The organism is Herbaspirillum sp. ST 5-3, assembly GCF_004804275.1.
Taxonomy (GTDB): Bacteria; Pseudomonadota; Gammaproteobacteria; order Burkholderiales; family Burkholderiaceae_D; genus Noviherbaspirillum.
Window position 1 is genome coordinate 300,426 of sequence record NZ_STGI01000002.1, and the last position, 18,212, is coordinate 318,637.

19 protein-coding genes are annotated in these 18,212 nt (G+C 60.6%); 6 read left to right on the forward strand and 13 right to left on the reverse strand.

Annotated features, from left to right (window positions below; genetic code table 11):
- Position 1 precedes the first annotated feature (1 nt).
- Both E6W33_RS05040 and E6W33_RS05045 read right to left on the reverse strand, forming a co-directional pair.
- Positions 2-1,030, reverse strand: coding sequence for an XdhC family protein (locus E6W33_RS05040; RefSeq protein ID WP_136414989.1), 1,029 nt, complete (start codon positions 1,028-1,030; stop codon positions 2-4).
- 82 nt (positions 1,031-1,112) lie between these two features.
- Complete coding sequence (locus E6W33_RS05045) at positions 1,113-2,636, reverse strand: CoA-acylating methylmalonate-semialdehyde dehydrogenase (RefSeq protein ID WP_136414991.1); 1,524 nt, start codon at positions 2,634-2,636, stop codon at positions 1,113-1,115.
- A gap of 560 nt (positions 2,637-3,196) precedes the next feature.
- On the opposite strand from E6W33_RS05045, the gene E6W33_RS05050 reads away from it, so the two are divergent.
- From E6W33_RS05050 to E6W33_RS05070, 5 genes are all read left to right on the forward strand, one after another.
- Positions 3,197-4,447 carry an ABC transporter substrate-binding protein gene (locus E6W33_RS05050; RefSeq protein WP_247869528.1) on the forward strand — a complete coding sequence of 417 codons (1,251 nt, stop codon included), beginning with the start codon at positions 3,197-3,199 and terminating at the stop codon, positions 4,445-4,447.
- A gap of 106 nt (positions 4,448-4,553) precedes the next feature.
- Positions 4,554-5,435 (forward strand): branched-chain amino acid ABC transporter permease, encoded by an 882-nt coding sequence (locus E6W33_RS05055; protein ID WP_211097235.1) that lies wholly within the window; start codon positions 4,554-4,556, stop codon positions 5,433-5,435.
- Between the two features lie 5 nt (positions 5,436-5,440).
- Positions 5,441-6,445, forward strand: coding sequence for a branched-chain amino acid ABC transporter permease (locus E6W33_RS05060; protein WP_136414993.1), 1,005 nt, complete (start codon positions 5,441-5,443; stop codon positions 6,443-6,445).
- Complete coding sequence (locus tag E6W33_RS05065) at positions 6,442-7,194, forward strand: ABC transporter ATP-binding protein (RefSeq protein ID WP_136414995.1); 753 nt, start codon at positions 6,442-6,444, stop codon at positions 7,192-7,194. Before E6W33_RS05060 ends, E6W33_RS05065 begins: the two co-directional genes overlap by 4 nt.
- A complete protein-coding gene (locus E6W33_RS05070) occupies positions 7,194-7,916 on the forward strand; it encodes an ABC transporter ATP-binding protein (protein ID WP_136414997.1) in 723 nt (240 codons plus the stop codon). Before E6W33_RS05065 ends, E6W33_RS05070 begins: the two co-directional genes overlap by 1 nt.
- A 72-nt stretch (positions 7,917-7,988) precedes the next feature.
- Here E6W33_RS05070 and E6W33_RS05075 read toward each other — a convergent pair whose 3' ends face one another.
- From E6W33_RS05075 to E6W33_RS05110, 8 genes are all read right to left on the reverse strand, one after another.
- A complete protein-coding gene (locus E6W33_RS05075) occupies positions 7,989-9,116 on the reverse strand; it encodes an ABC transporter substrate-binding protein (RefSeq protein WP_136414999.1) in 1,128 nt (375 codons plus the stop codon).
- A 210-nt stretch (positions 9,117-9,326) separates the two neighbouring features.
- Positions 9,327-9,716 (reverse strand): carboxymuconolactone decarboxylase family protein, encoded by a 390-nt coding sequence (locus E6W33_RS05080; protein WP_136415001.1) that lies wholly within the window; start codon positions 9,714-9,716, stop codon positions 9,327-9,329.
- Positions 9,717-9,742: 26 nt separating this feature from the next.
- Positions 9,743-10,135 carry a tautomerase family protein gene (locus E6W33_RS05085; protein ID WP_136415003.1) on the reverse strand — a complete coding sequence of 131 codons (393 nt, stop codon included), beginning with the start codon at positions 10,133-10,135 and terminating at the stop codon, positions 9,743-9,745.
- Positions 10,136-10,216: 81 nt separating this feature from the next.
- The gene (locus E6W33_RS05090) at positions 10,217-12,613 is read right to left on the reverse strand and encodes a xanthine dehydrogenase family protein molybdopterin-binding subunit (protein WP_136415005.1); all 2,397 of its coding nucleotides are present in this window, start codon (positions 12,611-12,613) and stop codon (positions 10,217-10,219) included.
- 13 nt (positions 12,614-12,626) lie between these two features.
- Positions 12,627-13,118, reverse strand: a complete 492-nt coding sequence (locus E6W33_RS05095) for a (2Fe-2S)-binding protein (protein WP_136415007.1) — start codon at positions 13,116-13,118, stop codon at positions 12,627-12,629.
- A 22-nt stretch (positions 13,119-13,140) separates the two neighbouring features.
- The gene (locus tag E6W33_RS05100) at positions 13,141-13,995 is read right to left on the reverse strand and encodes a xanthine dehydrogenase family protein subunit M (protein ID WP_136415009.1); all 855 of its coding nucleotides are present in this window, start codon (positions 13,993-13,995) and stop codon (positions 13,141-13,143) included.
- A 32-nt stretch (positions 13,996-14,027) separates the two neighbouring features.
- Positions 14,028-14,684, reverse strand: a complete 657-nt coding sequence (locus E6W33_RS05105) for a carbon monoxide dehydrogenase subunit G (RefSeq protein ID WP_136415011.1) — start codon at positions 14,682-14,684, stop codon at positions 14,028-14,030.
- 50 nt (positions 14,685-14,734) lie between these two features.
- A complete protein-coding gene (locus E6W33_RS05110; protein ID WP_136415013.1) occupies positions 14,735-15,001 on the reverse strand; it encodes a hypothetical protein in 267 nt (88 codons plus the stop codon).
- Between E6W33_RS05110 and E6W33_RS05115 the strand changes: the two genes are divergently transcribed.
- Positions 15,000-15,671 carry a TetR/AcrR family transcriptional regulator gene (locus E6W33_RS05115; RefSeq protein ID WP_136415015.1) on the forward strand — a complete coding sequence of 224 codons (672 nt, stop codon included), beginning with the start codon at positions 15,000-15,002 and terminating at the stop codon, positions 15,669-15,671. The genes E6W33_RS05110 and E6W33_RS05115 overlap by 2 nt on opposite strands.
- On the opposite strand, the gene E6W33_RS05120 is transcribed toward E6W33_RS05115, so the two are convergent.
- From E6W33_RS05120 to E6W33_RS05130, 3 genes are all read right to left on the reverse strand, one after another.
- On the reverse strand, positions 15,672-16,136 hold the full coding sequence (locus E6W33_RS05120) for a VOC family protein (RefSeq protein ID WP_136415017.1): 465 nt from the start codon (positions 16,134-16,136) through the stop codon (positions 15,672-15,674).
- A 177-nt stretch (positions 16,137-16,313) separates the two neighbouring features.
- Complete coding sequence (locus E6W33_RS05125) at positions 16,314-16,997, reverse strand: type 1 glutamine amidotransferase domain-containing protein (protein WP_136415019.1); 684 nt, start codon at positions 16,995-16,997, stop codon at positions 16,314-16,316.
- Between the two features lie 70 nt (positions 16,998-17,067).
- Positions 17,068-18,177 (reverse strand): alkene reductase, encoded by a 1,110-nt coding sequence (locus tag E6W33_RS05130; protein WP_136415021.1) that lies wholly within the window; start codon positions 18,175-18,177, stop codon positions 17,068-17,070.
- Positions 18,178-18,212 lie beyond the last annotated feature (35 nt).

An 18,212-nucleotide genomic window follows, 5' to 3' on the forward strand; every position in this document is an offset into this window, starting at 1 on the left:
TCTACGCCGTCCGCAAGCCGCAACTGGCTGCGCTCGCCGGCTGCTGTGCAGCAGTCTTGCCATGGCCGGCCTGTTGTTCCGGCACGAGCTGAATGCCGTTTCTGATCGCGGTCATCTCTGCGAGAATCGAGATCGCGATTTCGGGGGGCGTCTTGCTGCCGAGATGCAGCCCGATCGGACCGTGCAGCTTCCCGATCTGGGCATCGGTGAGGTCAAACTGCTTGAGGCGCTCGCGCCGCTTTTCGCTATTCGCGCGTGAGCCGATCGCGCCGACATAAAACGCATCGGAACGCAGGGCTTCCATCAGCGCCAGATCGTCCAGCTTCGGATCATGGGTGAGCGCGACGACGGCGCTGCGGGAATCGAGCCGCATCTCCATCACCAGGTCGTCCGGCATCGCATGGACCACCGGCACTTCGGGCAGGTTCCATGCAGTGCGGTATTCTTCGCGCGGGTCGCACACCACGACCTGGTAATCCATCCCGGTCGCGATCTGCGCCAGAAAGCGCGAAAGCTGGCCGGCGCCGATCACAAGCAGACACCAGCGCGGGCCATGGACGGTCACCAGTTCTGTTTCGCCGAGCAGCAGGCACTGCCCCGCGCGCGCAGGCAGCAATTGCACCTGGCCACGCAACAGATCCAGATGACGAGCCACCAGCTCCTGCTGCGCCACGCGCTGCAGCAGTTCCGGGATGCGGCTGGCGTCCGACAAGGGCTCCAGCGCGAGCCGAATCGTGCCGCCGCAGGGCAGGCCGAAGCGATGGGCTTCGTCCGCCGATACGCCGTAGGTGACGATGTGCGGAAGATCCGCGGGTATGCCGTGCATGCGCACGCGCTCGATCAGGTCGTCCTCGATGCAGCCGCCCGACACCGAACCGACGACCCGGCCATCGGCGGCCATCGCCATCATTGCGCCCTCGGGACGGGGACTGGAACCCCAGGTCTTGACGACGGTGACAAGCTGGCAGCGCAGCCCGGCAGCGAGCCAGTCGGCACAGGCTTTCAGAACTTCAAGATCGATGCTGTCCATAGCGGATTGTCCTGTTCATATGTCCGGCAAATGATACCTGCCGCCGTTCCCGATCGCGGCGGCAGGTTTCCGCTGAAGCGCCTTACTTCGAGGTCGGCATCGCGAATTCGGCGCCTTTCGCGATCGAGGCCGGCCAGCGCTGCATGACTGACTTGTAGTGCGAGTAGAAACGCACGCCTTCTTCGCCATAGGCATGGATGTCGCCGAACAGGCTGCGCTTCCAGCCGCCGAAGCTGTGGAATGCCATCGGCACCGGAATCGGCACGTTCACGCCGACCATGCCGACCTTGATCTGCTTGCAGAACTCGCGCGCCGTGCCGCCATCGCGCGTGAACACGCAGGTGCCATTGCCGAACTCATGCGCGTTGATCAATTCCACCGCGGAAGCGAAGTCGGGAACACGAACCACCGCCAGCACCGGCCCGAAAATCTCTTCGCGATAAATCTTCATTTCAGGCCGCACATGATCGAACAGCGTGCCGCCGAGATAGAAGCCGTTTTCATGGCCCGCCAGCTTGAAATCGCGTCCGTCGACCTTCAGATCCGCGCCTTCTTCCACGCCCGACTGGATGTAACCCATGATCTTTTCGCGATGCTGGCTGGTGACGACCGGTCCCATTTCGGCGGAGAGGTCCATGCCGTCCAGAATCTTCAGATTGCGCACGCGGGGAATCAGTTTTTCAATCAGCGCATCACCGGTATTGCCGACCGCGACCGCCACCGAGATCGCCATGCAGCGTTCGCCGGCCGAGCCGTAAGCCGCGCCCATGAGCGCATCGACCGCCTGGTCGAGGTCGGCATCCGGCATCACGATGGCATGGTTCTTCGCGCCGCCCAGCGCCTGCACGCGCTTGCCCTTGGCCGCGCCGGTTGCGTAAATATACTCGGCGATCGGTGTCGAACCGACGAAGCTGACGGCGGCGATGTCGGGATGATGCAGGATGGCGTCCACGACAGTCTTGTCGCCCTGTACCACATTGAACACGCCGTCCGGTAGTCCTGCCTGCTTGAGCAGTTCCGCCATCAAGAGGCTGGGCGAAGGATCGCGCTCAGAGGGCTTGAGAATGAAGGTATTGCCGCAGGCAATGGCAACAGGAAACATCCACATCGGCACCATTACCGGGAAGTTGAATGGCGTGATGCCGGCGCATACGCCCAGCGGCTGGCGCATGGCGAAAGCGTCGATGCCAGTCGCGACTTGGGCGGTGTAATCGCCTTTGAGCAACTGCGGAATGCCGCACGCAAACTCCACCACTTCGATGCCGCGCTGCACTTCACCCTGCGCGTCGGTGAACACCTTGCCGTGTTCGGCGGTGATCATCGCCGCCAGGTCGTCCTGATGCTGTTCCAGCAGGGCCTTGTACTTGAACATCACGCGCGCGCGGCGCAGCGGCGATACCTCCGACCACGACTTGAACGCCTTGCCGGCCGCCGCGACCGCCTTGTCCACTTCGGCGGCATCGCCGAGCGCAACACGTTTCGTCACCCGGCCGGTCGACGGATTGAAGACGTCGGCGAAGCGGCCGGTTGCCGACGGGCTGACAGCGCCGCCGATGTAATGCTGGATATCTTCCTGCAGATGAACGACTTCTGTTGGGGCATTCATGTTTTCTGGGCTCCTGTTAACAATAGGGTGTGAAACATACAAATTCGCCTGCATGCGATATGCAAGCGCCGCGACCGCGCACCATTGCTCCGCCGCCGGGACGATGACGCGTCCGGATCGGCGCCATGCAGTGCAGCATTCGCATCTGCGCGCTGCCAGGGGTGCGCCGTGCCAGGTCTCGTGAAACGGACGTGGCGCACCGAGTTTCGGCTTTTCGTTGCAGCAGTGGCTTGCACCGTCGGCGGAACTTGCCGGTAACGCGCCAGCAGCTGGAATCGTGATTGACATCGGATTCCTCAGCCACTATATTTACCAACGGGTAAATAATATATTATGATTCGGCGAACGGCAAACTATTTACCAACGGGTAAATAAATATTATTATTCGAGCAGCAGGTAACCGGTTTTTTGCCGGCGGAGTTGTAGTGCGCAGGGACTGCCTCACGTACCGTCGGTGCAAAAGGCTGAAGAAGAAGTGGAGCGAATGCGCGCATCCGAGCAGAAAGCATGCCTCGGAACGCCAACATAAAGAGCTGTATTTCCAACTTGGAGGAGTCAACATGGATAACTCGAAACATAGCAAGATGCGCCGCAAGGTCCTGCGCACCATGGTCGCCGGCGGTACGCTGGCGGCCGGCAGCGCGGCATTGCCGTCGCTGGTGCGCGCGCAATCGGACACGGTACGCGTCGGCTTTCCCGTTCCGCTGACCGGCGCGTTCGCAGCCGAAGCGCAAGCCGTCGTGCGCGGCGCGGAACTGGCGATAAAGGAATTCAACGATGCGGGCGGACTCAATGGTCGCAAAGCCGAATTGCTGGTGCGCGATGACAAGCTCAATCCGCAAGAGGCCGCCACCCGCACCATCGAACTGATCGACAAGGACAAGGCACACTTCATCGTCGGCTCGGTGTCCTCGGCGGTGCAACTGTCGGTCAACAACGTGACCAAGCAGCGCAAGGTGATCTACAACTCGATCAGCCAGTCCGACACCATCAACGAGGCGAAAGACTGGAGCCGCTACACCTTTCATGAATGCCTCAATCCGCACATGACAGCGGGCGCCGTGGCACGCTACGCAATTCCGAAAATGGGCAAGCGCGTGGTCTTCCTGACGGCCGACTATGCCTACGGCCATGAAATGGTGCGTGGCTTCCAGACTGCCGGCAAGGCACTCGGCATGGAAGTCCTGGCCGATATCCGTCATCCGCTCGGCACCACCGACTTTTCCAGCTATTTCCCCAGGATCCTTGCGCTCAAGCCGGATGTCCTGATCGTCTGCAATTTCGGCCGCGATCAGCAGATCGCCTTCAAGCAGGCGAACGACTTCGGCATCAAGAAGCAGATGAAGATCATTGCGCCCCTGCTGATGCACAACGGTCGCAGCGTCGACGGACACAAGACCTACGAAGGTGTCATTGGCGGCACCGGCTACTACTGGGGCCTTGAAGGCTCGCTCGCATCGTCGAAGAAATTCAATGATGCGTTCAAGGCATTGCACAAGGGCGTGTACCCGACCGACTACGCCGGTCTCGGTTACGCCGGCGTGCGCAACGTGCTTGCCGCCGCCAAGGCCGCAGGCACCACCGATACCGAAAAGGTGGTGGATGCACTGCGCGCGGTCAAGGGCGACCTGTACAAGGGCAACGTGTTCTTCCGCCAGTGCGATCACCAGGCCGTGCAGTCCGTACTGATCATCGAATCGAAAGACCGCTCCGCCGCGGCCAATGACCAGGACATCTTCAGGATCGTGGCGACGGAAACCTTCGACGAAAGCAAACTGCGGTCCTGCAACGAGCTCGGGCATCAGGCCTGATTCGAAAACGAGAGGAGGGCGCGCCGGTTGAACGGCGCTGCCCTCCACGCTGCGCGCATGCTACCCGTTGCGCAGCGCGGAATTCAGCACAACAGTCAGGTTGATCATGGATCTCTCTTTCAGTCTCATTGCGCAGCAGCTTGTCACAGGCCTTGCGCTCGGTTCGATATATGTCCTCGTTGGTGTCGGCCTGTCACTGGTTTTCGGCCTGCTTACGATCGTCAATTTCGCGCATGGCGCGTTCTTCATGGTCGGCGCGTATGTTGGGGTGTTCGTTTTCGCCAGGACGGGCAATTTCTGGTTCTGCATGATCGCGGTTCCGCTTGCCACGGGCGCGATCGGCCTCGTGGTCGAACGCTTCCTGGTGCGCCCCTTGTACGGCAGGGGAATCGACTATCCGCTGCTGCTGACCTTCGGCCTGGCCTACGTCATGATGGATGTGGTCCGCATGGCTTTCGGCGTGCAGGGCGAACAGTTCGACACGCCTGAACTCCTCCAGGGTGCGGTCGATATCGGCATCGGCATGTTCCCGATCTATCGCCTGTTCCTGATCGCGGTGACGGCGGTGGTGCTGTTGCTCTTGTGGCTGGTGATTGAAAAAACGCGCTTCGGCCTGATCGTGCGTGCCGGCGCGCGCGACCCGATGGTGCTGCGTGTGCTGGGCATTGATGTGTCGAAGGTTTGGCTGGCCATCTTCGGCGTGGGCACGGCCATCGCCGGGCTGGCGGGCCTGCTCGCGGCACCGATGCGCGGCGTGTCGCCGGAGATGGGCGTTCCCGTTCTGATCGAGGCCTTCGTCATCACCGTGGTCGGCGGCATGGGCTCGCTCGGCGGTGCCATTGCAGCCGGCCTTCTGGTGGGCGTTGTCATGAGCTTCACCACCTTGTTCGAGCCTGAACTGGCCGACTTTTCAATGTTCGCCTTGATGGCGATAACGCTGATCTTCAAGCCGAACGGCTTGTTCGGCCGCAAAGGTTTGATGAGCTGATTGCCATGGAAAAAACCTCTTCACCCATTCTCTCCAAACCGGCTGTCATCGCACCGGCGTACCGCGTTCCGGCTATCGGAAGCCTGCTGGCACGGCATCCCGCCGCAAGCGCAATTGCGGTGCTCGCGCTGTTCCCGCTGGTATTTCCGTTTTACTCCCTGGCCATCAACATACTGTTGTTCGGCCTGTTCGCGGCGGGCTACAACCTGACCTTCGGTTACACCGGCAAGTTGTCGTTCGGGCATGCGGCCTTCTTCGGCAGCGGTGCTTACGGCTGCGGCATCCTGATCTCGCAGTTCGGCATGGGCTGGCACATCGCCCTGATTTCCGGCGTGCTGCTGGCGGGCGTGATCGCGCTGGCCATCGGCCTGCTGGCGATGCGCACGCGCGGCATTTATTTTGCGATGGTCACGCTGGCACTTGCGCAATGCGCCTACTTCCTGTTCTTCCATGCCACTTCGCTGACAGGCGGCGACAACGGTCTGCGCGGCGTCAACGTGGGCGCCGTCAACCTTGGCTTCGTGAAGCTCGATTTGCTCAATCCCTTGACCAAGTACTACTTCACGCTGGTCTTCGTGGCGCTGGCCGTGTGGCTGCTCGCACGCATTCTGCAATCGCCGTTCGGCGCGATCCTCGAAGCCTTGCGTGAAAACGAGCATCGCGCACGAGCCTGCGGCGTCAACGTCGAACGCACGCGACTGCTGTCGCTGGTGATCTCCGGCATGATCTGCGGTCTGGCCGGGGCACTGAACGCCATCAACCTTTCGACGGTGTCGATCGACAGCCTGTCCTACCACACCTCGGGGCAGGTCATGATGATGACGCTGCTGGGCGGCATGGGAACCTTCTTCGGCCCCTTCATCGGCGCCGGCATGTTTCTCGGCATCGAGCACATCGTCACGGGTTTCACCGAGCGCTGGCAAATGATCGTCGGCGTCATCTTCATCGTCCTTGTGCTCTTCTTCCCGAAAGGCATCTGGGGCACTGTTCTGGATTGGTACAAGAAATGAACGCTTCCGCCATCCTCAGCACCCGCAACATCACGAAAAAGTTCGGCGGATTTACCGCCAACAAGGATGTCAGCGTCGATTTTCCGAAGGGGAAGCTGACTGCCATCATCGGGCCGAACGGTGCGGGAAAGTCCACGTTCTTCAACATGGTGTCGGGCAGCTTCGCTCCGACCTCGGGCGACATCCTGTTCGACGGCAAGAGCGTCGTCGGCCTCAAGCCGCATGAGTTCGCGAAGGCCGGCATCTCGAAGTCGTTCCAGATCACCAACCTTTTTCCGGCGCTGACCGTGCTGGAGAACGTACGGGTCGCGGTGCAATCGATGCACAGCGCCTACGACCTCTGGACTCCGCGCAGTCGCCGCGCCGAGTGGGTGGAACAGGCGGAGCGCTTGCTGGAGCTGGTCGGCCTGCAGGACAAGCGACGCGAGAGGGCGGAAAACCTGGCACACGGCGAACAGCGCAGCCTGGAAATCGCGGTCGCACTCGCCTGCGATCCGAAGCTGTTGCTGCTCGATGAACCGACCGCCGGCATGAGTCCGGAAGAGACGCGGGTCATCATGGACCTGATCCTCAAGCTGCTGGAGCATCGCACTGTCGGATTGGTCGAACACAAGATGAAACTCGTCATGGGCGTGAGCGACAACATCATCGTCCTGCATCACGGCGAACTGCTGGCGCAGGGCGCACCGGATGAAATCCGGTCCAATGAAGAAGTGAAGCGCGTCTATCTGGGCAAGGGGAATCACTGATGGCAGAGCAGGCAATTTTGTCGGTGGACAAACTCAACGCATGGTATGGGCGCAGCCACATCCTGCAAGGCGTGAGCTTTCACGTGATGCCGGGTGAGGTGGTGTCCCTGATCGGACGCAACGGCGCAGGCAAGACGACGTCCATGAAGAGCATCATGGGCTTGTTGTCCCGCACTTCCGGTTCTGTCCGTTTTGATGGAAACGATATCCTGCAGGAACCGGCACATCAGCGCTTCCATCGCGGACTCGCCTATGTCTTCGAAGAGCGGCGCATCGTTCCGGGATTGACGGTGATGGAAAATATCGAGCTCGGCGTCATGGCCTCGCCCGAAGATCGCCGCCGCACACGCGAGGTGGTCGAGGAAATCGCGGAGACTTTCCCTCGGCTCAAGGAACGCCTGTCGCAGGAAGCGGTCACGATGTCGGGCGGCGAACAGCAGATGCTGGCGATTGCCCGCGCGATGGCAGCGCGGCCGAAGATGATCATGCTCGACGAGCCGAGCGAAGGCATCATGCCCAAGCTGGTCGATGAAATGTTCGAGTACTTCGAGGCCCTGAAGAAACGCGGCGTCACCATTCTGCTCGTCGAGCAAAGCGTGGAACACGCACTGCGCATCTCCGATCGCGCCTACATCATGGACCAGGGGGAGATCGTCTACGAGTCCACCGCCAAGGCGCTGCTGGCGGACGAGCAGATGCAGGAGCGCTATTGCTCGGTGTGACACTCGGTGTGACGACCCGTCACACCGGCTGCGACACAGGATGGGCAAGCACGATCGCCCATCCTGCCCGGTTCAATACGACAAGCGCGCGTTGACCCCGACAACGGCGATGTCGAGATAGGAAGAGCCGCGGCGATTGGTGCTTGTGAAGTCGATCGGATAACCGGCCAGTTTATAGTCATGCATGGAGCTCAGGCTCTGCGTCACTTTTTCCGGGGTCGGGTGCGGGCCTGACAACTTGATGGCTTCGACGGCGAGCCGGATGTTCAGATACGCCTCGAAGAGGAACGGGCTGGGTGTGATTCCCTTGAGGCTTGGCGTCTGCATGAAATTCTTGAATTCCCTGCTCAAGGCAAACTCGGACGAATTCGGATTGGGCACAACCTGGCTGATCCCGATGCCGCGAACTTTTTCTTCGCCCGCGAATTCCGCCAATCCCTTCGGCGATACGAAGGACAAGGCATAGAGCTGTGCAAAGCCGGTCGGTGCGTCATACACCTTCATGAACCGGTATACCGCTTCCGGCACGCCCATCAGCAGAATCGCCTGGGGCTTGGAAGCGATGAGCTGTTTCGCGTTGGCGGCGAAGTCGCGCTCTCCCGGCTTGTAGGGCGATTTGAGAACGATGTCGAAATTGTATTGCTGCGAAGCCTTGGTCAGACTGGCCAGGACATCCGCGCCGAAACCATCGTCCTGGTAGAACACCGCCACACGCTTCAAGCCAATGGTGGATACATGCCGCGCGATCTTCATGATTTCGTCGTTATACGACGCGCGGGTGTGGAATATCTGATCCGAACCCGGTCCTCTGATCGCCTCGGAACCGCTGTACACACCAACCAGCGGCAGCTTGTACTTGTTCAGGGTGCCGGTCTTGACCAGGGTTGCCGTATTGGCGGTGCCGGCACCGTTGACGAGCACGACGACATGGTCCTTTGCGACGATGTCCTCGACCATGCCGACTGTTTTCTTGGGATCGTAACCGTCGTCGCGCAGGACAAGCTTCAACTGATTGCCATTGACTCCGCCCTTGGCATTGACCTGGTCAAGATAGGTGGTGGTTACCTTGAGCACGTCGGCCGTGGTGAGCGCAAGGGGGCCGGTTATCCCCGATACGCATCCGATCTTCACTTCTTCGGCATTGGACAAACCAAGCGCCAGACTCGCGGCCAGCGCCGCTACGATTTTCTTCGAATTCATGTGTCCCCCCTTGTGTTGTGTGGTTGTACAGACGTGTCTCCGCCTTTCTGGTTGATGTTAGCTGATTTATGTGGGAAAAGGTATGGTCGGCCGTGCTCGTTGTCGTAAGTCGGAACAACTGTCATGAGCGCGACATTTGCATGGCCGAGAGTCAGGACCGCATAGCGGAATTGGGCCGGCGGAGGTCGTTGTCGATGTGCCGCATTGGCGTCACGGCTGTTGCTGTTCCGCTATGTATTCCGCAATGACGCGATCGGCGATCTTGAAACCTTCCGACGCAATCGGCACGCCAGCGTAGACGCCCGCCTGCAATAGCACTTCGGCGATTTCCTGCTCGGTCACGCCATTGTTAAGTGCACCGCGCACATGCAATGCCAGCTCATTCCAGCGCGCCATGGCCGCCAGCATGGCAAGGTTCAACATGCTGCGCGTCTTGCGATTCAGTCCTTCCCTGGACCACACATAGCCCCAGCATTGCGTCGACGTGAAATCGACAAAATGCTGGTAGAAGGGCGAGGCGGTCGCCACGTTGCGGTCGACGAAGGCCGCGCCCAGCACCTCGCGGCGAATCGACTGACCGATCTGCTTTGCATCCGACATGATTTTTTCCTCTCAGTGAACAGTGTTCAGGCCTGGAGTGGCGGGACGTATTGCGCGACGCCGTTGCCGAACGACCAGTCCTCCTTGCGTACCTCGACAAGATTGATGATCAGGTCCTTCGGATTGAAACCGATTGCTTCCACGCCTGCGGCGAGCGCGCGGTACAGTGCTTGTTTCAGTTCGATGGTTCGCCCGGCATTGAGGAAGATCTGTACGAAGATCACCTCGTCTTCATGCGGTATCCCCAGGTAGGAATCGGGGAATGCCAGGTTGCCGGGACCATGCTCGGTGATGATCTGGAACTTGTCGGCAGGCGGGACATTGATGGTGTCGACCATGGCCTGATGAATGGCATTGCTGAGGCGGCGGCGGAAATCTTCGTTTTTCCCTTCGCGCAGGTTGACTCTGACTACAGGCATGTTGTCTCCGGAAATGAGAGTACGTGGATGAAGTAAACGGTGAAGGCCGCTGCGACATTGGCGGCGGCGGCCTTGATTGGCTTAGATCGTGCCGAGCGCGCGCAGGATCTTTTCCGGCGTGATCGGCTGCGATGTGACCGACACCTTGAATGGCGACAGCGCATCATTGATCGCGTTCATGACGGCCGCCGGCGCGCCTGCGGTTCCTGCTTCACCGGCGCCTTTTGCACCGAGCTGCGAAGTCGCGGTAGGCGTCTCCACATGCGCCAGCACGATGTCCGGCATTTCCGACGCCATCGGCACCAGGTAGTCGGCCATGCTGCCGTTGGTGAGCAAGCCGTTGCTGTCGTACAGGCATTCCTCGAACAGTGCGCCGCCGATGCCTTGCACGATCGCGCCGCGCATTTGCTCGTCGACCAGCATCGGGTTCAGGATCCGTCCGCAGTCTTCCACCGCCCAATGCTTCAGCAGCTTCACGAAGCCGGTTTCGACATCCACTTCGACATAGGAAGCCTGTACGCCATTGGTGAAGGCAAACGGATAGTCGCGTTGGGCATAGGTGCGCGTGACGACCAGTTCAGGCAAGGGGCCGGGCGGAAGGGTGTCGGGGCGGAAATGAATGATGCGGCCGAGTTCGGCAAGCTCGACAAGACGCTCGCCGCTCGCGCGATCCACCACATGGCCGCGCGCGATGTCCAATTCCGCGACGTCGCGCTTGAGTACGATGCCTGCAAGCTTCCGCAAGTTCTCGCGCAATGCCAGGCCGGCCTGCAAGACCGCCTCGCCGCCGATGCCCGCACCGCGCGACGCCCAGGTGCCGCCGCCATACGGCGTCACCTCGGTGTCGCCGGTGACGACCTTGACGCACTCCATCGGCACGCCGACGGCATCGGCGGCGATTTGCGCAAAGATCGTTTCGGTGCCCTGGCCTTGCTCGCCCACGCCGACGAGGCAGGTCACCGTGCCGGTGGGCTCGAAGCGGATCGTCGCGCCATCCTGCGCGGCGATGCGCGCTCCGCCGACACCATAGAATGCCGCGCCGGGATTGGTCAGCTCGATCAGCACCGCAATCCCGATGCCGCGATAAATTCCTTGCTCGCGCAGCCTTGACTGCTCGCGCCGTAGCGCAGGGTAATCCATCAGCTTTTCCAGCTTGTCCAGGCATTGCTGGTGCGACAAGCGCTCCAGCTTGATACCCGACGCACCGGAACGCGGAAAGCTGTCGTCCGGCATGACGTTCCTGCGACGCATCTCCAGCGGGTCGATGCCCAGCTTCACGGCGGCGGCGTCGACAACGCCCTCCGTCACCGCGCACGCGATCGGATGGCCCACGCCGCGGTACTGACTGGTCGGTGCCTTGTTCTGGAACACGACGTCGAGCGTCGCACGGTATTCCTTGTGCTGATAAGGACCGCCAACGATGTTCAGCACCTGGTTGCCTTCGATCGCGCTGGTGCGCGGATATACCGAATACGGCCCGACGCCAGTCAGGTCAATCATGTCGAAGGCAAGGATCTCGCCGTCGGACTTGGCCGCAAGGCGCAGCTTCACCACATGTTCGCGCGCATGGATATCGCTGACGAAGGACTCGAGGCGGTCGGCGACGAATTTCACCGGACGCTTGAGCAGGATGGATAAGGCCACCGTCGCAAAATCATCCGGATAGGAATGCACCTTGATGCCGAAGGAACCGCCCACGTCTTTGCAGATCACGCGCACGGACGTCTCCGGCAGGTCGAAGTGACGCGCATACAGATCCTGCATCATGTGCGGCGCCTGATGCGAATGGTAGACAGTCAGTTTCCGCTCGGCCGGATCGAAGTCGGCCAGCACCGAGCGCGTCTCCATGGTCACGCCGGTATGGCGGCCGAAGCGGAAGGTCTCTTCCACCACCAGGTCGGCAGCGGCAAAGGCGGCATCCACATTGCCCGTATCAATGGTCTTGCGAAAGCACAGGTTGTCGCCCAGTTCGGGATGAATGACGGGGGTATCGGGAGCCAGCGCGGTTTCCATGTCGGCGACCGCCGGCAGTTCTTCCCAATCCACATTCACCATCTGCAAAGCATCTTCGGCTTGCTGGCGCGTCTCGGCAACGATGGCCAGCACCGGTTCGCCCTGCCAGCAGGCGCGTTCAATCGCAAGCGGATACTGGGGCGGCGATTTCATGCCCGGCAAATGCGCAAGCGTGGCCACCCACGGGCTGCATATCGCTGCGATCTGCTTGCCATCCACGATTGCGATCACGCCCGGCATGCTGCGCGCGTAATCGGCATCGATAGTGCCAATGCGCGCATGTGCCAGCGGACAGCGCAAAAAAACGACATGTGCCATGCGGGCCAGCACCACGTCGTCGACGTAGGTACCGCGCCCCTCGAGATGACGTCGTGCATTGGGCCGCGACACCGAAGTGCCGATATATGCGTTTGCTTGTCCGGCGGCGGAAACGGCGTTCAGTTCTTTGCGCGTAACATCGTTCATGTTCTTCTCCTGCTCACCGGCCCGCGCCGTTCGCACGGCGCTGCTGCAGCACGTCGGAAATGGCATCGACAATCGATTGATACCCGGTACAACGGCAGTAATTGCCGGACATGTATTCGCGCACCTGCTCGCGGTCCGCGTCCGGTTTTTCCTGCAACAGCGCCGAGGCGGTCAGCAGCATTCCGGAAGTGCAAAAGCCGCATTGCAATGCGTTGTGCGCATGAAATGCCGCCTGCAGATCCTTCAGGTCGCCGCGATCGCTGGCACCGTCGATGGTTTCGATTTCCTTGCCATCGGCCTGCACTGCCAGTACCAGGCAACCGCGCACGATCTCGCCATCGAGGCGAATGGTGCACGCGCCGCACACGCCGTGTTCGCATCCGGCACGCGCGGTCTTCATGCCAAGCTCGTCGCGCAGGAAATCGATCAGGTGAAGTCGCGGATCGACCGGCCTCTCGACGGTCACGCCGTTGACGCGAAGATTGATGAGCATCGGTTCGGACATCTTGGTCTCCATCACAACAGGTTTAAGCCGCAAGCCGCTGAAGCAGGCGGCGCATCAGAACTGAGGCGAGATGCTGCTTGGCCTCTGCGGAGTGATACAAGTCGGCGGCGGGATGCAATTCCGTGGTCAGGGCGACGCGTGCTGCTTCGAAGGTGTCGGCATTCAGGGACTTGCCCTCGATAGCAGCCTCTGCCGCCCGTGCACGCAAGGGAATGTTGCCGGTGCCGAGGAATACCAGCCTGACCTGGCGCAGCAAGCCGTCTGCAAATTGCCCGCTGGCCGCAAGGCCGACGATCGCGTAGTCGCCGCGGCGACGCGCCAGTTCGTCGAACGCAAAGCGCATCGCGCGCGGCTGAAGAGGAAATTCGCACGCAGTCACGATCTCGCCAGGCTCCATCGCTGTCGTATAGAGGTCCTGGAAAAAATCCTTTGCCTTGACACGCCGCTCACCGGACCGGCTGGCGAGAACGATGCTGGCGTCGAGTGCGACCGCGCAGGTCGGCCATTCGGCGGCCGGATCGGCGAACGCAATCGACCCTCCCAGCGTGCCGCGATTGCGGATTGCCCGGTGCGCCACGAAGGGCGCCGCCATTGCGAGCAGCGGGACATGCTCGGCGATCAGCGCGGAGTCTTCGATGTCGCAGTGACGGGTGAGGGCACCGATCTGCACGCAATCGCTGTGCAGCGTGATGCCGCTCAAGCCCGGTATGGCATTGATATCGAGCAGCAACTGCGGCTCGGACAAGCGCATGTTCAGGGTGGCGAGCAAGGACTGCCCGCCTGCGATGATGCGTGCATCGTCGCCATGCGTTTCCAGCAGCGAGAACACCTGGGCGAGCGAGCTTGGTTTGACGTAATCGAATGCGGGAGCTTTCACGATGACTCCATGGTTGCAAAGGCGAGAATCGATCAGGACAGCCAGCGCGTCGTCAGCAAAGTGAAGGCCACGCCGATGCCGAACCAGAAGAAGCGGTACAGCTCATGCTGAAAACCGCCGCCGGCGAAAGGGACCTGCACCGGGAGAGGCGTGGTCGCCGGCCGTGTCGGAGCGGATACGGTTGAGGGAGTGTTGACGTGTGCTGCATCAGCCGTAATGTCGGCTGTTGGCACGGTGGCAGCTTGGGCGGGACTTTGCAGCGCGGCGTCGAACGCGGCGAAGAATTCATCAGCCATTTTTTTCGCCGACGAGTCGATCAGGCGGCCGCCGATCTGGCCGAGCTTTCCACCGACCGATGCTTCCACCGAATAGGTCAGGCGCGTGCCGGTGCCTTCTTCCGCAAGCGCAACCGCCGAGCGACCCTTGGCAAAGCCGGCAGCGCCGCCCGCGCCTTCAAAACTCAAGGTGCACTTCGCTGGCGCCTCCATGTCGGTCATGAAAATCTTTCCCGAGAAACGCGCGCGCACCGGGCCGATTTTCAGCATGACGCGGGTGTGCGTTTCCGCTTCCGAGATCTTGTTGATCTCTTCGCAGCCGGGTATGCAGCGCGAAAGGATCGCCGGATCGTTGAGCGCCTCCCATACCTTTCCGCGAGGCGCGCCGATGAGCTGTTCTCCGATGAGTTCCATGTTTCTCCTTGAGGCAGTGCTTGTTGGGACAGGGCGCGCAACGAGGCGATTTACCGAGGTGAACCTTGCTTCGGGCGCGATGCCGCTTGTTCTGTTTTTCTATTATTTACCAACTGGTAAATGAAGTCAAACAATAATTCTGCGCGAGATTCATCGAAGGCGGCGGTCAATACGGGTATCATTAGCGCCACCGAGAAATGGCTCATCGGATTCGTTCGGCAGGTGCCGGCGGTACCTGCCGATGGCAAGCCCGGATGAGTCTGACAAATCGGGAAAAACGCGCGACGCGCGCTTCCCACTGCACAATTCATCGTCATGCGAGCTCGAACCAAAGAACCGACACCGGACGCAGTCAAGAAGGAAGGCAAGGTCCGCCAACGCCTCAGCACCCAGGAACGCGAGCAACAAATCCTTCAAGGCGCCATCAAGTTTTTCTCCGAGCGCGGGCTCGAAGGACAGACGCGCGACCTGGCCAAGGACATCGGCATCACGCACCCGCTGCTGTATCACTACTTCCCGACCAAGCAGGCACTCATCGACCGGGTGTATCAGGAGGTGTATCTGGGGCGCTGGAAGCGCGAGTGGGAGACGTGGCTTGACGAGAAGGACACGGGATTGGAAGAGAAGCTGACTCGCTTCTATCTCGACTATGCAGCAACGATCCTGACGCCGGAGTGGGTTCGCATACTGGTGTTCTCAGGCCTGAATGACGGCTCCATTCCGGACAAATATCTGGGCTTGCTCAAGCAAAAGTTGTTTCCGCGTATCGTCACCGAAACGCGCAAGCATCTCGGCCTGCCGCTGCGCGGCAAGATTACCGAGCGAGAGAATGAACATGTCTGGGGCCTGCATGGAGGTATTTTTTATATTGGCATTCGGCAGTGGGTGTACAACCTGCCCGGACCGGAGAACCTCACCCAGGTCATCCAGGACCGCGTGCATGCCTACATCGTGGCGGCGCAGGAAATGTTCGGTGGCGACAAGTAACTAGGCGCTCTGCGTGCTCGCGGCAAGGTCTTCTGCCGCAGCATAGTTCAGTTCAATCGTGATCCCGTTCGGATCCTCCAGAAACACCTGATGCAAATCCATTTCCGGAACGCGGCGTTCCCTGAACGGGATGCCATGCGACTTCAGGGCAGCATACGTTCCGGCAAGCCCTGTTACGCGGAAGGCGAGATGGTCGAGCTTGCCGGTCCCACCGCCTTCCTTTGATTCCTTCGCGCCCAGATAATCAGTCAGTCCTTCCGTATCCTGCGGATCCACGCCGACAATATGGACAAGGGCATTGCCCGCCGCTTCGCCATTGACGTCGGCAGGGTAGAGCCATGCGCCGGGAAAGCGGAATGGCGGCCGAGGGCCGGTGACCATGTTCAACGCAAGGCGGTAGAAACGGACCGACTCTTCTACATCGCTTGTGCGGATGGAGTAATGATCGAGTGTGCGAATTTGCATGGCGGACCTCGGAGGGAAGAGGGTTTTATGCTTTATTGATCATATGGTAAATTAAATCATTGCCGGTGGAAAGTATTTTGTCACAGGGGCGGCCGATCGAAAGCTGCCAACGCGCGTTCCGGCCACGTGCGGAGCCGGATGCCGCGCGATACGCGAGCACCCGGGAATGCGGACTGCTTACGCTTGCCGCAGCGTTTGCAGGAGCGCCGCTGCCGCCGGCTCAGACGACGCAGGGTTCTGTCCGGTGACGAGGTTTCCGTCGACAACGACATGCGGATGCCAGTCGGCTTCCTTGCTGTATTTGCCGCCGTTCTTCACCAGCGCATCCTCGACCAGGAATGGCACGATTTCAGTAAGCTGTACCGCCGCTTCTTCGGTATTGGTAAAGCCGGTCACGCCTTTTCCCTTCACCAGTGGCGCGCCATCTGAAGTCTTCGCATGACGCAACACCCCCGGGGCATGGCAGACCGCGGCAACAGGTTTGCCGGCGGCGTACATGGTTTCAATCAGCCGGATGGAATCACGGTCTTCGGCAAGATCCCACAAGGGGCCGTGCCCGCCGGGATAGAACACCGCGTCGTAATCGCCGGCGGATACCTCGGACAGTTTCACGGTCCGCGCAAGTGCGGCTTGTGACTCGGCATCGCTCTTGAAGCGTCGGGTAGCGTCGGTCTGCGCGGTCGGGTCGTCGCTCTTCGGATCGAGCGGCGGCTGTCCGCCTTTGGGCGATGCCAGCGTGATGTCCGCGCCCGCATCCTTGAAAACATAGTAGGGCGCGGCGAATTCCTCGAGCCAGAAGCCCGTCTTTTTTCCAGTGTTGCCCAGTTGGTCGTGCGATGTCAGCACCATCAGAATTTTCATTGTTGCTCCTTGCGTGAATGTGTTGAGAGATTGCGAGGCAAGGTTAGTGGACTTGCCTCGCGGATCGGTATCAAGCGGCTTCGAGCTGCAACGTCGGGTAATCGGTATATCCTTGTGCGCCGCCGCCGTAGAAGCTTGCGCGATCCGGCGTGTTCAGTTCCGTGCCACGACGGAAACGCTCGACCAGATCGGGATTGGCAATGAAGGGGCGACCGAATGCAATGGCGTCCGCAATTCCCTTCTGCAACAAGGCTTCTGCGCTCTCTGCGGTATAGCCGCCGCAAAAAATGAGTGCACCTGAGAACGCCTCGCGGATCTGCGCACGGAATGCGTCTGTGAGCTTGACTCCGCCGGCCCAATCCGGTTCCGCGATATGCAGGTAGGCGATGCCACGACGGCTGAATTCCTTTGCGAGATACAAGGCGCTGGCTTCCGGTTCGGTATCGGCGATGCCGTGTGCAACAAAGTGCGGCGACAGGCGTACGCCGACGCGTGAGGCACCCATGACCTCGGCCACCGCATCAACCACCTCGAGAATCAGGCGCGCGCGGTTTTCCAGCGAACCGCCATAGTTGTCGGTGCGCTGATTGCTGTTGGTCGAAAGGAATTGCTGCAACAAGTAGCCGTTTGCCGCGTGGACTTCCACGAAGTCAAAGCCAATGCGCTTGGCTCGTACTGCTGCCTGGCAATATTGCGCCACGATGCCGGGCAATTCTTCCAGTGCAAGTGCGCGCGGCGTCTCGCACTGCAAAGTTGCACGGCTGCCGTCCGGCTGAATGACGAAGCAGCTCGAGTTCGCCGGCGCCAAGGCCGAGGGCGCAACCGGCAGGGCGTCGTTTCCCTGGACCAGTCGATGAGAGATGCGTCCGACATGCCACATCTGCAAGGCAATCCGTCCGCCTTTTTCATGCACGGCTTGCACGACATTCTTCCAGCCCGCTTCCTGCTCATCGGTGTAAATGCCCGGCGTCCAGGCATAGCCCTGACCCTGGCGTGAAACCTGGGTGGCTTCTGTAATGATCAATCCGGCACTTGCCCGCTGTGCGTAGTATTCAACATTCAAGGCCGTCGGCACATCGCCCGGTTGGCCGGCGCGGGAACGGGTGAGAGGTGCCATGATGACCCTGTTGGGAAGGGATTGAGAGCCGAGGGTGAGGGGCGAAAGCAGTTTATTTGACATGGTTTCCTTGCTATAAATATTAGACCGGTCGTCTA

Coding starts and splice junctions, on each gene's coding strand:
- E6W33_RS05070 (WP_136414997.1), top strand. CDS start 7,194: ATGGCAGAGCAGGCAATTTTGTCGGTGGACAAACTCAACGCATGGTAT.
- E6W33_RS05095 (WP_136415007.1), bottom strand. CDS start 13,118: ATGTCCGAACCGATGCTCATCAATCTTCGCGTCAACGGCGTGACCGTC.
- E6W33_RS05060 (WP_136414993.1), top strand. CDS start 5,441: ATGGAAAAAACCTCTTCACCCATTCTCTCCAAACCGGCTGTCATCGCA.
- E6W33_RS05075 (WP_136414999.1), bottom strand. CDS start 9,116: ATGAATTCGAAGAAAATCGTAGCGGCGCTGGCCGCGAGTCTGGCGCTT.
- E6W33_RS05040 (WP_136414989.1), bottom strand. CDS start 1,030: ATGGACAGCATCGATCTTGAAGTTCTGAAAGCCTGTGCCGACTGGCTC.
- E6W33_RS05050 (WP_247869528.1), top strand. CDS start 3,197: ATGGATAACTCGAAACATAGCAAGATGCGCCGCAAGGTCCTGCGCACC.
- E6W33_RS05065 (WP_136414995.1), top strand. CDS start 6,442: ATGAACGCTTCCGCCATCCTCAGCACCCGCAACATCACGAAAAAGTTC.
- E6W33_RS05090 (WP_136415005.1), bottom strand. CDS start 12,613: ATGAACGATGTTACGCGCAAAGAACTGAACGCCGTTTCCGCCGCCGGA.
- E6W33_RS05055 (WP_211097235.1), top strand. CDS start 4,554: ATGGATCTCTCTTTCAGTCTCATTGCGCAGCAGCTTGTCACAGGCCTT.
- E6W33_RS05115 (WP_136415015.1), top strand. CDS start 15,000: ATGCGAGCTCGAACCAAAGAACCGACACCGGACGCAGTCAAGAAGGAA.
- E6W33_RS05080 (WP_136415001.1), bottom strand. CDS start 9,716: ATGTCGGATGCAAAGCAGATCGGTCAGTCGATTCGCCGCGAGGTGCTG.
- E6W33_RS05130 (WP_136415021.1), bottom strand. CDS start 18,177: ATGTCAAATAAACTGCTTTCGCCCCTCACCCTCGGCTCTCAATCCCTT.
- E6W33_RS05045 (WP_136414991.1), bottom strand. CDS start 2,636: ATGAATGCCCCAACAGAAGTCGTTCATCTGCAGGAAGATATCCAGCAT.
- E6W33_RS05085 (WP_136415003.1), bottom strand. CDS start 10,135: ATGCCTGTAGTCAGAGTCAACCTGCGCGAAGGGAAAAACGAAGATTTC.
- E6W33_RS05120 (WP_136415017.1), bottom strand. CDS start 16,136: ATGCAAATTCGCACACTCGATCATTACTCCATCCGCACAAGCGATGTA.
- E6W33_RS05105 (WP_136415011.1), bottom strand. CDS start 14,684: ATGGAACTCATCGGAGAACAGCTCATCGGCGCGCCTCGCGGAAAGGTA.
- E6W33_RS05110 (WP_136415013.1), bottom strand. CDS start 15,001: ATGACGATGAATTGTGCAGTGGGAAGCGCGCGTCGCGCGTTTTTCCCG.
- E6W33_RS05125 (WP_136415019.1), bottom strand. CDS start 16,997: ATGAAAATTCTGATGGTGCTGACATCGCACGACCAACTGGGCAACACT.